At 32.5% G+C, this 14,369-nt stretch carries 15 protein-coding genes; 10 read left to right on the top strand and 5 right to left on the bottom strand.

Annotation, left to right across the window (positions count from 1 at the left end; all coding sequences use genetic code 11):
• The first annotated feature begins 37 nt into the window (after nt 1-37).
• The 4 genes from AABD74_RS04075 to AABD74_RS04060 all read left to right on the top strand — a co-directional run bounded on the left by AABD74_RS04075 (nt 38) and on the right by AABD74_RS04060 (nt 2,258).
• Nucleotides 38-985 carry a 2-hydroxyacid dehydrogenase gene (locus AABD74_RS04075; RefSeq protein ID WP_232680057.1) on the top strand — a complete coding sequence of 316 codons (948 nt, stop codon included), beginning with the start codon at nt 38-40 and terminating at the stop codon, nt 983-985.
• 205 nt (nt 986-1,190) lie between these two features.
• Nucleotides 1,191-1,616: a DUF805 domain-containing protein gene (locus AABD74_RS04070; protein ID WP_232680060.1), complete on the top strand. Its 426-nt coding sequence runs from the start codon at nt 1,191-1,193 to the stop codon at nt 1,614-1,616.
• A 22-nt stretch (nt 1,617-1,638) separates the two neighbouring features.
• Nucleotides 1,639-1,917 carry a TM2 domain-containing protein gene (locus AABD74_RS04065; RefSeq protein ID WP_232680062.1) on the top strand — a complete coding sequence of 93 codons (279 nt, stop codon included), beginning with the start codon at nt 1,639-1,641 and terminating at the stop codon, nt 1,915-1,917.
• Nucleotides 1,918-2,015: 98 nt separating this feature from the next.
• Nucleotides 2,016-2,258: a TM2 domain-containing protein gene (locus AABD74_RS04060; protein ID WP_232680064.1), complete on the top strand. Its 243-nt coding sequence runs from the start codon at nt 2,016-2,018 to the stop codon at nt 2,256-2,258.
• A gap of 99 nt (nt 2,259-2,357) precedes the next feature.
• On the opposite strand, the gene AABD74_RS04055 is transcribed toward AABD74_RS04060, so the two are convergent.
• Nucleotides 2,358-4,160 (bottom strand): lysophospholipid acyltransferase family protein, encoded by a 1,803-nt coding sequence (locus AABD74_RS04055; RefSeq protein WP_232680066.1) that lies wholly within the window; start codon nt 4,158-4,160, stop codon nt 2,358-2,360.
• Between the two features lie 120 nt (nt 4,161-4,280).
• Here AABD74_RS04055 and AABD74_RS04050 point away from each other — a divergent pair, with 120 nt between their 5' ends.
• The 6 genes from AABD74_RS04050 to AABD74_RS04025 all read left to right on the top strand — a co-directional run bounded on the left by AABD74_RS04050 (nt 4,281) and on the right by AABD74_RS04025 (nt 9,526).
• A complete protein-coding gene (locus AABD74_RS04050) occupies nt 4,281-5,042 on the top strand; it encodes an exodeoxyribonuclease III (RefSeq protein ID WP_406844759.1) in 762 nt (253 codons plus the stop codon).
• A 111-nt stretch (nt 5,043-5,153) separates the two neighbouring features.
• Nucleotides 5,154-6,410 carry an outer membrane beta-barrel protein gene (locus tag AABD74_RS04045; protein ID WP_406844758.1) on the top strand — a complete coding sequence of 419 codons (1,257 nt, stop codon included), beginning with the start codon at nt 5,154-5,156 and terminating at the stop codon, nt 6,408-6,410.
• A 127-nt stretch (nt 6,411-6,537) separates the two neighbouring features.
• On the top strand, nt 6,538-7,482 hold the full coding sequence (locus tag AABD74_RS04040; RefSeq protein ID WP_406844757.1) for an OmpA family protein: 945 nt from the start codon (nt 6,538-6,540) through the stop codon (nt 7,480-7,482).
• Between the two features lie 212 nt (nt 7,483-7,694).
• Nucleotides 7,695-7,946, top strand: a complete 252-nt coding sequence (locus AABD74_RS04035) for a hypothetical protein (RefSeq protein WP_232680072.1) — start codon at nt 7,695-7,697, stop codon at nt 7,944-7,946.
• Nucleotides 7,939-8,232 carry a type II toxin-antitoxin system RelE/ParE family toxin gene (locus tag AABD74_RS04030; RefSeq protein WP_406844756.1) on the top strand — a complete coding sequence of 98 codons (294 nt, stop codon included), beginning with the start codon at nt 7,939-7,941 and terminating at the stop codon, nt 8,230-8,232. Before AABD74_RS04035 ends, AABD74_RS04030 begins: the two co-directional genes overlap by 8 nt.
• A gap of 256 nt (nt 8,233-8,488) precedes the next feature.
• A complete protein-coding gene (locus AABD74_RS04025) occupies nt 8,489-9,526 on the top strand; it encodes an aldo/keto reductase (RefSeq protein WP_232682987.1) in 1,038 nt (345 codons plus the stop codon).
• Nucleotides 9,527-9,658: 132 nt separating this feature from the next.
• Here AABD74_RS04025 and AABD74_RS04020 read toward each other — a convergent pair whose 3' ends face one another.
• From AABD74_RS04020 to AABD74_RS04005, 4 genes are all read right to left on the bottom strand, one after another.
• Nucleotides 9,659-11,296: a DUF4139 domain-containing protein gene (locus tag AABD74_RS04020; RefSeq protein WP_406844755.1), complete on the bottom strand. Its 1,638-nt coding sequence runs from the start codon at nt 11,294-11,296 to the stop codon at nt 9,659-9,661.
• Nucleotides 11,297-11,362: 66 nt separating this feature from the next.
• The gene (locus AABD74_RS04015; protein ID WP_232682990.1) at nt 11,363-11,986 is read right to left on the bottom strand and encodes a murein L,D-transpeptidase catalytic domain-containing protein; all 624 of its coding nucleotides are present in this window, start codon (nt 11,984-11,986) and stop codon (nt 11,363-11,365) included.
• 22 nt (nt 11,987-12,008) lie between these two features.
• Nucleotides 12,009-13,169, bottom strand: a complete 1,161-nt coding sequence (locus AABD74_RS04010; RefSeq protein WP_406844754.1) for a vWA domain-containing protein — start codon at nt 13,167-13,169, stop codon at nt 12,009-12,011.
• A gap of 110 nt (nt 13,170-13,279) precedes the next feature.
• Nucleotides 13,280-14,254, bottom strand: a complete 975-nt coding sequence (locus AABD74_RS04005; RefSeq protein WP_406844753.1) for an SIMPL domain-containing protein — start codon at nt 14,252-14,254, stop codon at nt 13,280-13,282.
• Between the last annotated feature and the right edge of the window lie 115 nt (nt 14,255-14,369).

Raw genomic sequence — 14,369 nt, 5'->3', positions numbered from 1 at the left:
TTAACCGTATTTTTGTTTTAATAAAACATAATAAATAATGAGCATAAAAATTCTTCATATCGACAGCAATCACCCTATTCTTTGGAAACAACTGGAAGAAGCTGGTTTTGAAAATCACGCCGATTTTACATCTTCTAAAGAAGAAATTGAAGCTAAAATTCAGGATTATAACGGAATCGTAATTCGAAGCCGATTTAAAATCGACAAAACATTTTTAGACAAAGCGACCAATCTGCAGTTTATTGCACGAGTTGGAGCAGGTTTAGAAAGTATTGATTGTGACTACGCTTTATCTAAGGATATTGAATTAATTGCTGCTCCCGAAGGAAATTGTAACGCAGTTGCAGAACACACTTTAGGAATGATCCTTTCTCTTTTTAATAAATTGAATATTGCCGATTATGAGATTCGTTCCGGACAATGGAACAGAGAGAGTAACCGCGGTCATGAACTTGATGGAAAAACGGTAGGAATTATTGGTTACGGAAATATGGGTAAAGCATTTGCAAAAAAACTTAGAGGTTTTGATGTTGAAGTTTTATGTTATGATATTCAGGATAATGTGGGAGATGAAAATGCCAGACAAGTTTCATTAAAAGAACTTCATGAAAAGACAGATGTGCTGAGTCTGCATATCCCGTGGACTCCTGAAACCGATAAAATGGTTGATGCGGCATTTATTAACGAATTCAAAAAACCAATATGGATAATTAATACTTCCAGAGGGAAAAACATTGTTACGGCAGATTTGGTCAAGACAATGAAATTAGGGAAAGTGCTTGGTGCTGGTTTGGATGTTTTAGAATATGAAAAACTGTCTTTTGAAACACTTTTTCAGGATAAAAATACTCCGGAAGCTTTTCAGTATCTATTAGATGGACGAAAGGTAATCTTAACGCCTCACATTGCCGGCTGGACTTTTGAAAGCCATGAGCGATTAGCACAGGTAATAGTTGATAAAATTAAAGCGGTTTATTCAAAATAATTATTTAAAAATCAAAATTTATAAGCTTTAAAATTTAATAAATCTCTTTGAGGTTTTAATAACAAGTTATTTCTGTAAAAGTAATACACAGAATTAGTTTTTTTATTTATTTTTAATTAATATTGTTTTCTGTTTTTAACAAAATTTTAAAAAAAGGAGAAACTGAAAATCCTAAAAAGAGTAGGGATAAACTAACTAATTAATTATGATTGAATGGTACAAAAAAGTAGTTTTTGAAAACTATGCAAACTTTAAAGGACGCGCCAGAAGAAGTGAGTATTGGTATTTTGCACTTGCAAATGCTATAATTTCGTTTTCATTAATAATTATTGGAGTAATAGCTGGGGCAATATTTGGTGACGCTGTTACAGGGGGAATTATTGGATATGTTCTTTTTATACTTTATTCATTTGCAACACTTCTTCCAGGATTAGGAGTAATAGTTAGAAGGCTGCATGATATAGGAAAAAGCGGCTGGTTTTATTTTGTTGCTCTTATTCCGTTCGCTGGAGGTATTTGGTTATTGATCTTATTATGTACAGATGGAGACTACGGACCAAATCAATACGGATCAGATCCTAAAAATGAGATCGAAGAAATCAATGAAATTGGTAAAGTTGAATTGCAATAATTAATTAACTAAATATATAAAAATGGAGACTACAAAACCAGAATCTTGGAATACACCATCAGAACCAAAACCGGAAAATAAAAAAGTTGTTGCCGGAATTCTTGGTATTTTACTAGGAGGATTTGGAATTCACAAATTCATCTTAGGATATACACAAGAAGGCATCATTCAGTTAGTAATTACTCTTGTTACTTGCGGAATTGGAAGCATAATTGGTTTCGTTGAAGGAATTATTTACCTGACAAAATCAGATGAAGAATTTTACCAAACTTACCAGGTAGGTAAGAAAGGCTGGTTCTAAAAAAATATTTAATCCCATTTGTGTTAACGAATGGGATTTTTTTTGCCCGATTACCTTTATATGTTTTTAATTTAAATACTAATTTTAAGAATAAAACTATGGAAAATACACAATCAGAAAATAAAAAAATTGCTGCCGGAATTCTAGCCATTTTATTAGGGACACTAGGAATTCATAAATTCTATTTAGGATACAGTAAAGAAGGAATTATTCAGCTTATTTTAGGTCTTTTATGCGGAATAGGAGGTTTAATTGGCTTAATTGAAGGGATTATTTACCTTACAAAATCAGACGAAGATTTTTATCAAACCTATCAGGTGGGCAGAAAAGGCTGGTTCTAATCCTGGAAAGTAAAATGAACTAGTTTTTAAATAAAAATTGTAAATAAAAAATCCCATCTGTTTATACAAATGGGATTTTTCTATTTGGAGTAAATCTGATTAATCTTCTTTTTCAGATAGTTTACGTTCTAATTCTATTTGAAACTCTTCAATAACGGGTTTCATGGTGCTTTCTGGAATATCTGCGATTCTAATGTACATTAAACCATCGACAGCATTATTAAACAAAGGATCGACGTTAAAAGCAACTACACGTGCATTTTGCTTGATGTACTTTTTAATTAAAACTGGCAAACGTAAATTCCCTGGTTCTAATTCGTCTATAATTTTGTCGAATTTATTTAAGTCAGATTCAGCTTCGTCAAAAATAAAGTCTTTATCAGCATCTTTCAGTTTTACTTTGTATGCTTTTTTCGGGTGAATGTATTGTGCTATATACGGATCATAATAATTCGACTTCATAAACTCAATCATTAATGATTTAGAGAAATCTGAAAATTGATTACTAATACTCACCCCGCCTAATAAATATTTATGTTCAGGATAACGCAATGTGGTGTGGATAATTCCTTTCCATAACAAGAATAAAGGCATTGGTTTTTGCTGATATTCACGAATAATAAAAGCACGTCCCATTTCGATCGATTTATGCATCATATCGTGCAATTCTGGCTCAAATCTAAATAAGTCAGTTAGATAGAAACCTTCAATGCCGTATTTTGGATAAATCTCAGCTCCTAATCCCATTCGATAAGCCCCTGCGATTTTTTTAGTTTCATCATCCCATAAAAACATATGGTGATAATATTGATCGTATTCGTCAATGTCAATAGATTCGTTTGTCCCTTCACCAACTTCTCTAAAAGTAATTTCACGAAGACGTCCAATTTCATGTAAAATATTCGGAATTGATTTTGCACGTGCAAAAAACACTTCGTAATTTTTACTCTGTAATAACCTGCAGTCACTGTTTCTTAACGCCTGAACTTCATCAATCATTTTTGATTCATTCGCTGGCGTAACAATTTTTTTAGGAGCTTTCGAAATTTTTAAACTTGCAGTATCAATCAGTTTGGTGTCTTTTTCAAAAGGATTGGCAAGCATATAGGTTTTCTTTCTTAAAAACTCTGAATATTCTTCAAAAGACTCTATTTCGTTTTGTTCGCTTACAGAAATTGGTTTTCCAATACGAACTTTAATAACACGATCTTTTTGTGTAAGCAGTTCTGACGGAAGTTTTGCTGTACGCAGCGTATCATCTATTTTAGAAAGCCAATAGAATAATTTACTGTTTTTAGCATGAAAGTATATCGGTACAACCGGAACTTTGGCTTTTCTAATTAATTTTAGAGCGCCTTCTTCCCAAGGTTTATCTACAACTAATTTTCCGTCTTTATAAGTCGAAACTTCCCCGGCAGGGAAAATTCCTAAAGGTTTTCCGTCGCTTAAATGACGTAAAGTTTCTTTAATTCCAACAACGCTTGATTTGGCATCCTTATGATTCTCAAAAGGATTAACCGGCATGATGTATTTCTTTAACGGAACAATTCGATGTAACAAGAAATTAGCGATAATCTTGAAATTTGGTTCTCTTTCAAGCATTAATTTCAAAAGCAAAATGCCATCAATTCCTCCAAGCGGATGATTTGAAATGGTTATATAAGCACCATCTTTAGGTAAACGTTTTAAATCTTCTTCAGGGATTTCAAATTTGATTTCCATCTCGTCCAAAATTCCGTTTAAAAAAGCAACATCCTCTAAATGCTTATTATGGTCGTAAATTTTATTAAGGGTAGAGATCTTAAGAACCTTCATAAGAATCCAGCCTGAAAAAGTACCAAGAACTCCGTACTTCTCAACATTTATTGCCTTTGCAACTTCTTTCGCGGTAACTAAACCCATGTACTATTTTTAATTTATTAGAGCAGCGAACAAAGATAACAAAAAACTCTACTTTTCCTTTATTCAATTACAAACTTTACGCTTTTTTATTACATTTGGAATCCTTAAAAAAATATCCAGATGAAAATTATTTCTTATAATGTAAACGGAATCCGTGCTGCAATTACTAAAGGTTTTATTGAATGGCTTCAAGCAGCAAGCCCAGATGTTATCTGCCTTCAGGAGATAAAAGCTACTCAGGATCAGATTCCTGTTGAGGCAATAACGGCTGCCGGCTATCCGTATCAATATTACTATCCGGCAACAAAAAAAGGATATAGCGGTGTTGCAATATTATCTAAAATAGAACCTAAAAAAGTAGTTTACGGAACCGGAATTCATCATATGGATTTTGAAGGTAGAAACTTACGTGCTGATTTTGACGATGTTTCGGTAATGAGTCTATATCTTCCATCTGGAACCAACATCGAAAGATTAGATCATAAATTTATGTTTATGGATGATTTTCAAACCTATATTAACGAATTGAAATTAACCCTTCCAAACCTTATTATTTGCGGCGATTACAATATTTGCCACGAAGCAATTGATATCCATGATCCGGTTCGTAACAAAACAGTTTCGGGATTTTTACCAGCAGAGCGCGCGTGGCTGGATAGTTTCATGAAGTCTGGTTTTATAGATAGTTTCCGTCATTTTAATAAAGATCCGCATCATTATTCGTGGTGGAGTTACCGTGCGGGAGCCAGAGGAAATAACAAAGGCTGGCGTATCGATTATAATTTAGTGAGCGAAGTGATTGGACATCGTTTAAAACGTGCTGTGATTCTTTCAGATGCTGTTCATTCAGATCACTGCCCGGTTTTAGTAGAGATTGAGTAAAATTCGGGGTTCAAGGTCTGATTTTTTTAAGACAACAAAAAATTTCTTAAGTTTTTATTTTAAGTTATTTTTTGTTGTCTTTGCATTTAGAATATAACTTAAATAAACCAAATGAAAAAAAAATTACCAGTCCTTTTATTTATTCTCTTTAGTTCTAGTTTCTATGCTCAAATTAATTATGATAAGTCTTATTTTATAGATAATAACGGAAATAAAATAGAATGTTTTATTAAAGACCGTGATAAAAAGGATAATCCAACGACTTTTGAATATAAGTTAAGTACTGATGAATCTCAATTGATGAAAGCGGATATTAAAAACGTAAAAGAATTTAAAATCGGAAATGTATTAAAATACGAAAGAGAAAGAGTTAAGCTTGATACTTCTTCTACTGCTAATTTGAATTCGTATAATGAAAATAGAGAGCCGCAATGGAAAGAGGTTACAGTTTTCCTCGAAGTTTTAGTTGATAGTAAAGTTAGTTTGTATGAATATAAAAGCGGAAATATAAAACGTTTTTTTTACAAAACAGAAAGCGGGAATGTCGAACAGCTTGTTCATAAAAAGTATACAGTTAATGAGGATACAGGTGCAACAAAATTAGTTTCCAATAATGATTTTCAGAAGCAATTATGGCAAAATGTAAATTGTGGAAATAAAAGTATAGATGATCTTTTAAAACTAAAATACGGACAAAAAGATTTAACAAAATACTTTATAGAATATAACAATTGTAAAAACAATACAATTGTTTCTTTTGAAAAGAAATCAGAATCAGGAAGTATTAATTTTAAAGCAAATTTAGGAATTTCATCATCATCTTTGTCTATTTCTAATCATGTAACAGATGTTTCATCTGATTTTGATAAAAAAACAAACTTTACAGCAGGTGCAGAAATGGAATGGGTTTTGCCAGTTAACAGAAGTAAATGGGCATTATACTTAGCACCTAATTACAATTCATACAAAAGTCCGGGAATGGGTGTATCATATAATCGAGGACCATTTAGTTCAGATACAGTGATTGAAAACTGGGATGCTTCACTAAGTTATATAGATATACCAGTTGGAGTTAGGTATTATATATTCATCAGTGACAATTCGAGAATTTTTATTGCTGGGTCCTATATTATTTCTAGTATGCTAAGTTCTGATATTCATCAAGATCAAGGAACTTATCAAGTTGAAGCTAAAATTCGTAACAGATTAGGAGGTGGAATTGGTTATAGCTATAAAAATAAATTCAATGTTGAATTAAAGTACAGCAGCGCAAATATTTTTGATAATTATGTCTATTGGGACTCTAGTTATAAAATGACTTCTTTCGTTCTAGGATATACAATTTTTGACAGCAAAAAGAAAAAATAAGGTTTTGTTTTCGAAACTCTAATAACAATTTAAGATATTTGGCTTTTGGATGTTAAATGGAATAAAATTTGCTTAGTAAATTCTGATTCAAAATTATTAATAGCCCCAAATAAAAACCAAAAGTAAAATGATTAAAAAAGCTTCCATCGGATTAGTAGTTTTAGCATTGTCTGCAACTTCTTGTGTATCCAAAAAGATTTACAATGATCTTGAAACAAAATATTCAGATCTGAAAAAAGAAAACCGTTCTATTGCTGACGAAAATGCTGATTTGAAAAAATCAAAAAATGAGTTAGAATTAGACCGCGATAAACTAACAAAAGATTTATCGGCAACAAAAGATGAACTTGCAAAACAAAAAGCTGATTTAGCTGCAGAGCAAAAGAAATACAAAGTATTGCAGGATTCTTATAATGCGTTAGAGAAAAACAGCAACGATGCATTAGAAAGTAATATGGCTAAAAACCGTGATTTGCTTGCACAATTAGAGGCAAAGTCCAAAAAACTGGCTGATGAACAAGCAAGTTTGGATAAAACAGCAAATCGTTTAAAAGAGCTTGAAGCTATGATCGCTGCAAAAGAAGAAGCAATGCGCAAGCTGAAAGAAACTTTATCAAAAGCGCTAACCGGTTTTGAAGGTAAAGGTTTAACAGTAGAACAGAAAAACGGAAAAGTATATGTTTCTATGGAAAACAAATTACTTTTTAATTCAGGAAGCTGGGCTGTTGGAACAGAAGGTAGAAGAGCGGTTGTAGAACTTGGAAAAGTTTTGGGTGATAATCCAGATCTTTCTGTTCTTATTGAAGGACATACAGATGATGATCCATACGCTGGTTCTGGACCAATTGCAAACAACTGGGATTTATCGACTAAAAGAGCAACTGCAATTGTAGCTATTTTGAGCGAAAACACTAAAATCAACAAACAAAAACTTACGGCAGCAGGAAGAAGCGAATTTTCTCCTTTGGCAAGCAACGCCACTCCAGAAGGAAAAGCTAAAAACCGTAGAATAGAAATCATCTTAACACCAAGATTAGATGAAATCGCTGAAATGCTTAATAGTATTAATTAACTTGCTAAGGTTCTGAGGGACTAAGATGCTAAGATTTTTAAAAGGGTTCAAAGTTTTACTTTGAACCCTTTTTTTGTTCCTACAAGGTCTTCAAAACCTTGCAGGAACGTTGAAGCTGTAGTTTTTGGAATTTGGAATTTCTAAATTGGGATTTTTAATTTGAAACTTCTATCTTATTATTTTTGTAACTTTGAATATCTAAAATTAGAATTATGGGACTTCCGGAATTAAAAGATAAAATAAGGAATCAGCTTGATTTGGCAGATGAGAGAGTGTTACGAATTGTGTCGTCGGTTTTTGATAATTATTTGAATGAAGTAGTTTCGTATGATGCGAAAGGAAATCCATTGACGTTAATAGAATATCACAATAAAGTAGAAGAAGGATTAGATGATATAAAATACAACCGAATAACTTCAAAAGAAGATTTACGTAAAGAAATGGAAGATTGGGATAATGAGTAAATTAGAAGTTTTTTGGAGTGAGAGTGCTAAACTGGATTTAAAAGATATTTATTTGTATTTAAAAGAGCGATATTCTAAAGAAACCGCCTTAAATATTAGAAAAGAACTATACGATTGTACAGATGCAATTGTTTTTCCTGAGCAATTTCAATTGGATGAATATAGACTCGATTGTCGAAGAATTGTTGTTGGAAATTATAAGGTTTTATATCAAATTGGAGAAAGTTCTATTTTGATTGTTAGAATTTTTAGCACATTTCAAAATCCTTTAAAAAGTTTAAAATAGATATAGGCTCAAAGTAAATCTTTGAGCCTTTTTTATTACGATGAATTTTAACTTAGTCCCGACAGCTATCGGGATAGCAACTCAGAACCTTAGCACCTTTAAAAAAAATCTTGTACTTTTTTTAACCTTTGTCAAATTTAGATTTGCAAAATCCCTTTGTACCTTTGCGCCTCTAAAACTTTGCACCTACATAAAAAGTATCAAAATAAAAACCTTAGAATCTTAGCAACTCAGCACCTTAGAACCTTAAAAAAAAATGAAATACACTACAATCCCAAATACAGATATAAAAGTTAGTAAAATAAATCTTGGAACGATGACTTTTGGTCAGCAGAATACAGAAGCTGAAGGCCACGCTCAAATGGATTACGCACTAGAAAAAGGCGTAAACTTTTTTGACACTGCCGAAATGTATTCAGTTCCTGCACGTGAAGAAACTTACGGGAGCACAGAAAAAATTATTGGAACATGGTTTAAAAAATCAGGAAATCGTGATAAAGTCGTTTTAGCCTCTAAAATTGCAGGACCAAACCCGAATTTTACTTATATGCGAGAAAAAGGAGATTTCTCTCCGGCAAGTATAAAATATGCTTTAGAAAACAGCTTAAAACGTCTTCAGACTGATTATATTGATTTGTACCAAATGCACTGGCCGGAACGAAAAACAAATTATTTCGGACAGCGTGGTTTTAATGGTTATGATGATGCATGGGAAGATCATTTCAGAGAAATCCTGGAAACGTTTGACGGATTAATTAAAGAAGGAAAAATTAAACATATTGGTGTTTCAAATGAAAACGCATGGGGAATGATGCGTCTTTTAGAAGAAAGTAAATATCAAAACCTGCCAAGAATTAAAACCGTTCAAAATCCTTATAATTTATTGAACCGTCTTTTTGAAGTGGGCTCTGCCGAAGTTTCAAAATATGAAAATGTTGGTTTATTGGCATATTCTCCTTTAGCATTTGGAGTTTTAACGGGTAAATTTTTAACGGGCGAAGCACATCCAAATGCGAGAGTTAACCTTTTTCCGCAATATACACGTTACAAAAGCGAACAATGTACACAAGCAACAAAATTGTATCAGGAAATTGCTAAAAAACATGGATTAACGTTAACTGAATTAGCAATGGGATTTGTTTTACAGCAGCCATTTTTGACAAGCGCAATTATTGGTGCAACAACAATGGAACAGTTAAAAGAAAACATTGCTACAATTGATGTAGTTTTATCAAAAGAAATTATAGCTGAAATCAACCACGTTCAGGCAATTATTCCAGATCCGGCACCGTAATTATTTGCTGCATAGGGCTTCGACTTCGCTCAGCCTGAGCGAAGTCGAAGGCTTTTTAAAACACGAATTCCACAAATTTTCACGGATTGATCTGTGTTAATTTGTGGAATTCGTGTTTAAAATGTTATCTGTTTATAAGTTCAAAGTCTGATCTTTTGGATATTTCACTCTGTAACTAATTCTGAATTTCTTAGTTTCATTTGGTTTCAACTGCAATTGCCATGTCAATATTCCGGTTTCGACATTTACTTTTGCCGAATCACTTTGCAGTAATTCTACCTCAATATCTTTATTTGTAGTTAACGGATATTGATCTTTCAAAAGCAATTCAACCGCTTCTTTTTTATTATTTCTTACCGTAATATCAAAAGTAAAAGTCTGTTCTTTTTTGGCAGATAAAAACTTAGTTCCCGATTTATCAGCAACTTTTTCTCTTTTGATAGATACTTTTTTATCACGTCCCATACTCAAATTCAAAGTATCGCTGGTTTGATTCGGTTCAATAAACGTTTTACCAACATACATTCCTTCAAAAATAATATTCGCTTCGCCTCGCAATAAATTGTATTTGCTGTAATCTGCAATTTCAGCAAGTAAAAAAGCGTCATTTTCCACTTTTGGAACAGCATAATATTTATACGTTGCCGGAAGTTTTATTTCTTTTAAAGATACGCTGTGAATTTTTCCATTCGATAAAATGTCATACGGAATATCAATATCAAAAGAAATATTAAGCTGGTTTTCTGCAACTGTTGTGTAATTCGAAACAGAAGATTCTGCCATTACCGGTGCCGCCATTTCCATTTCGTTACTTACTTTTTTATCTTTATAAATACTTCTCTGTATCTGATTCCTTTTGCTGATTCCATAAGCCGAAGTAGTAATAACTTGATCATTTAGCTGATTCGCCAGAAACCAAGAACTCAATATTGGTGCTTGATTATTTTGATTTGGATAACCGCTGGAAAGAGTCAGTTTTACTTTTTTCCAGTCAATTCCTGTATTTTGAATAACTTGTGCTTTGTACATCATGTTAATTGGAGCCGCAACACTTTCGGTACGTAAATCATAAAAAGGAGACCAGGATGCATTATTGGTTAAATACGATATTTCTAAAGGAACCGGTCCGGCTACGCTATTCATTACCTGAACAATCAGTTTTCCAGATGAGGTTTTTTCTTCTTTACTTGTGTCAACTTCGAGTTTGTTGTTTAGCTTTTGAAGCGCTTCATCTAGTTTTTGCTTTTTCTCCGTTAGCGTATTAATATTGTTTGCAATTTCTATTTGTTTGCTTTTATAATACTCCACCATTTTCATTAATTCGGCAACATTTAATCCAGAATTTACGCCGGAAATCTGTTGGTTTTTATCTAATAACTGAATGGTTTTTGATTCAGAATTAATAGTATTATTTACTTTCAAAATTTCCTTTTGAACCAAAATAATACTGTCACGAACTCTTTTCAATAAAGGCGATTTAGGATCGGTTTCATATTCTGAAATATAATTATTAGTAAACTGAACCGATAGAACCGTTACACTTGCCGGCGTACCAATTTGAATGGAACTTTCATTTAAATTTACTGCCACGTTTTTAATCACAATTTCGCTTGTTCCTAACGGTAAAGTTGTACTTGCAGTTTGAGAAATTTCGGCAGCATTAAAATAAACCGTTGCCGCTTTTACTTTTGCAGTGGTGAAAATTGGTTTTTGCGCAAAGGCAAAAATGCCTAACAATAATAAGAGCGCTGTTGCTTGTTTTTTTATCATCGGAGTATAATTTAAAGTGTTTTATATAAGTATAGATAACAAAAACGGCTGAAAGGTTGGTTTAACTTAATAATAAATTACCAAAATGATTTTCTTTTTAGAACTATCAATCAATTTTTCGATTACGCCAAAAAACTTTTCGTTAACCATTGGGCATCCCAAACTATTACAAATAGGATTTATTTGTTCTTCATAAGGAACGTCTGCATATTTGTGAAGTACAATATTTCGATCAAAAGCATTACTATTCGTTTTGTCTAAACCGTATAATTTATATGCTTTTCCAAATCTTCCAAAATATGAACTGCCAATTTCATACTTGCCAAGCGAACTGCAATTAGAATCTTTTGTATTGCTAAATTGCAGTTTTCCGGCAATTCCGGTTTCTGATCCGGAACCATGGCCAACCAATCCTTTGTTAAGTATTTTGTTATGTTTTAAATCGTAAACAAAAAACCGGTTTTTTCCAGATTCAATCTTCATATCTAATAAGAAGACAACATTTGAATTGTATTTAGGAGTTTTCCCCAAAAAAATCCTAATCTCAGTTATCTTACTTTTTAGTTTCTCTTCGTAGGAGTAAACCGGTTTTGAACTCTTAATGATTTCTGGTTTTTCTTCTTTATTCCTGCAGGCAAAACTTAGACCCAAAATGCTCAGCCAAAGCAAAAAGAATATTTTCTTTTTCATGTTTCAGGATTTGCAGCATGATTTATTTCTCAACTGTATAACCCTTCACTTTTGCAAAAGCGATTATCGACGTGTTTATTGTGTTGCCAAGATCATCTTGCTTTTTGGTTTTCTTGGCTTCAGTATCAATATAAGCCTGACGTTTTTTTGCCAATACGCTAATCTCTTTTTGAATCGTTTCTCTTTCCTTCGTTTTCTCGGCTACAATTTTTTTCAATTCTTCAGTCGATTTATCCTGGAGTTCAACAGGTAGTTCTTCTTTTTTAATTTTAGAAAGTGCTGTGGCATCATCTTTTGTTTTATCGACCAAATCCCAGCTTTCATTTTTGTAAGCCGCTTTTGATTTACTCACGGCGCGATCTGTATAATTAGCCTTCGAAACCATTTTTGCATTTTGATCCTGCATAGCCTGATTCATTTTTTTGGCAGCTCCTTTAGCACCATAATTAATGTAGGTTTTGTTTATTTTTTCATCACATTTAGTGATTTCATCGTCATAAGGCGTTGCAATATATTCTACAGATTGGTCGGCGTCGATATTAAAATATTTTCCTTTTCCATGATCAGCGCCATCTTTCCAAAACGTACTTATTCCTTCCGTTTTATTACCGCAGAAAATCGTGTTTACATAAATGTCATTTTTTAAAGCATTGCTGATTGCTTCTTTATAGCTGATTTTTCCCTGATTAAATTCTTCGTTTCCGGCAATATAAATCAGTTTCATGCTGTTGTTTTCAGATGCCCATTTTAATTGTTTTGTTGCATCCTGAATTACAGCGCCGCAATATTCATTGCCGCCATTGGTTCTAAGGGCAAATAGTTTTTCAGAAATTAAATCCAAATCTGTCGAAAGTGGTGTAATTTGTCTGATATAATTTGATTTTTCACTCAAACCATCATTCCCATATTCATACAAAGCAATTTCGATATCCGGAGTTTTTCCTTCATATTTTAAAGTTGTCAAAGTATTCACGATGTTCCATAATCTCGATTTTGCCTGATCAATTAAACCGTCCATACTGCTCGAAGTATCCAGTAAAAGCGCCACTTGTATTTTAGTCGCTGCGGCAGAAGCCGGTTTTTCAATTTCAGTTTTATTTTTTGGTTTTGCATTAGCTGAATTATAGCCAGCGATAGAAAATACAGTAGCAAAAAACGCGGAAATAAAAAGATTTGATTTCATAATTTTAGTTTTAATTGGATGATTACAGACCAAACTTAAAAACTAAAAACGCGCGTTTTTTGCACAAATGGTGAAACGGCATTTTGACTTGGTGAAATGTTTCTGCCAGATTAATGAATTGGTCTGGCTGTGTTTGTATTCAATATTTTTAAATCACCATTTGCAGTCACCAGAATAAATTCTTTCTCCGTTTTGTCTGCTTTTAGAACTTGTTTCTTTTCTCTGCTAATCGCTATTTTAACTTCGTATTGTATTTGAATAACAGGTTCTAAAACAACAGGATTAATTACAAAATCAAACTCTTTATTAAATACAGGCTGGTAATAAAGTGTAACAGATTTGTTAAGCGGATTAATGTTTGCTGCTTTTTTTAAGTTTAAAGAAGAACCATTGTAAGCTTCATAAGATCGATACATTTCTACAGGAATATTTACGATATAATCATCGGCGATTCTTTTTTCGGCATTTGTAAATGTTTCTCCAAGCAGTTCCTGATAATTTTTTATTTTTTCCTGAATCAAGAGTTTTGCTTTTAACATCATTTCTTTCTTAATGGTTTCTAATGTATTGGAGAAATAATCCACTTTTACCAGATCGTATATTTCATTATTGGATAAAATGGAAATAAATTCATTGAGCTGATTGGGATTTGAATATTTTATATGAATGTTTTTCTTTAATTCAAATCCTGCGGGCATTTCATTATAGGTTTTACGATTAAAAAGTTTTTTTTCTGTTTCATATTCATAAACAGGAACAAATGAAATCATGTCGACAAAAGTCTCAACACCTTTTTTAAGTTTAATTTCATTGAGTGACTGGGTGATTCTTTGGTCAATTAAATCATTTACTTCCTTAGTGGTTTTACCCGTTTGAGTTACGCTGAAAATTGCGGTGTAAGCATCTGCTTTAATATTGGCAAGCCCTTTTACGCTTACAACAATATCATCATTTGCAGGAAAATTAATGTTGATGGTGTTGTTGTTATAATACCCTTGGTTTTGATAATTGACATTTCCCGAAGCCTGAGCAATTATAAATGAAGAAGATAGTACTGTTAAAATTGTAAAGAATAGTTTTTTCATAATTACGTTTTTTAAGAATTAGCAATCAAATGTATTGATCGAAAAAACGTATTTTTGACAGAATGGGTCAACAGGTTGTTTGACTTGGTGAAAAATATAGGATAGGAATTTGAAA

Source organism: Flavobacterium soyae, assembly GCF_045348165.1.
Taxonomy (GTDB): domain Bacteria; phylum Bacteroidota; class Bacteroidia; order Flavobacteriales; family Flavobacteriaceae; genus Flavobacterium; species Flavobacterium soyae.
Note: the sequence above shows the minus strand (reverse complement) of the source record. Positions and strands in the feature narration are given on the sequence as shown.

What these genes read in the sequence shown, in the direction of transcription:
- AABD74_RS04075 (WP_232680057.1), top strand. Translation starts at nt 38, where the DNA reads ATGAGCATAAAAATTCTTCATATCGACAGCAATCACCCTATTCTTTGG.
- AABD74_RS04070 (WP_232680060.1), top strand. Translation starts at nt 1,191, where the DNA reads ATGATTGAATGGTACAAAAAAGTAGTTTTTGAAAACTATGCAAACTTT.
- AABD74_RS04065 (WP_232680062.1), top strand. Translation starts at nt 1,639, where the DNA reads ATGGAGACTACAAAACCAGAATCTTGGAATACACCATCAGAACCAAAA.
- AABD74_RS04060 (WP_232680064.1), top strand. Translation starts at nt 2,016, where the DNA reads ATGGAAAATACACAATCAGAAAATAAAAAAATTGCTGCCGGAATTCTA.
- AABD74_RS04055 (WP_232680066.1), bottom strand. Translation starts at nt 4,160, where the DNA reads ATGGGTTTAGTTACCGCGAAAGAAGTTGCAAAGGCAATAAATGTTGAG.
- AABD74_RS04050 (WP_406844759.1), top strand. Translation starts at nt 4,281, where the DNA reads ATGAAAATTATTTCTTATAATGTAAACGGAATCCGTGCTGCAATTACT.
- AABD74_RS04045 (WP_406844758.1), top strand. Translation starts at nt 5,154, where the DNA reads ATGAAAAAAAAATTACCAGTCCTTTTATTTATTCTCTTTAGTTCTAGT.
- AABD74_RS04040 (WP_406844757.1), top strand. Translation starts at nt 6,538, where the DNA reads ATGATTAAAAAAGCTTCCATCGGATTAGTAGTTTTAGCATTGTCTGCA.
- AABD74_RS04035 (WP_232680072.1), top strand. Translation starts at nt 7,695, where the DNA reads ATGGGACTTCCGGAATTAAAAGATAAAATAAGGAATCAGCTTGATTTG.
- AABD74_RS04030 (WP_406844756.1), top strand. Translation starts at nt 7,939, where the DNA reads ATGAGTAAATTAGAAGTTTTTTGGAGTGAGAGTGCTAAACTGGATTTA.
- AABD74_RS04025 (WP_232682987.1), top strand. Translation starts at nt 8,489, where the DNA reads ATGAAATACACTACAATCCCAAATACAGATATAAAAGTTAGTAAAATA.
- AABD74_RS04020 (WP_406844755.1), bottom strand. Translation starts at nt 11,296, where the DNA reads ATGATAAAAAAACAAGCAACAGCGCTCTTATTATTGTTAGGCATTTTT.
- AABD74_RS04015 (WP_232682990.1), bottom strand. Translation starts at nt 11,986, where the DNA reads ATGAAAAAGAAAATATTCTTTTTGCTTTGGCTGAGCATTTTGGGTCTA.
- AABD74_RS04010 (WP_406844754.1), bottom strand. Translation starts at nt 13,169, where the DNA reads ATGAAATCAAATCTTTTTATTTCCGCGTTTTTTGCTACTGTATTTTCT.
- AABD74_RS04005 (WP_406844753.1), bottom strand. Translation starts at nt 14,254, where the DNA reads ATGAAAAAACTATTCTTTACAATTTTAACAGTACTATCTTCTTCATTT.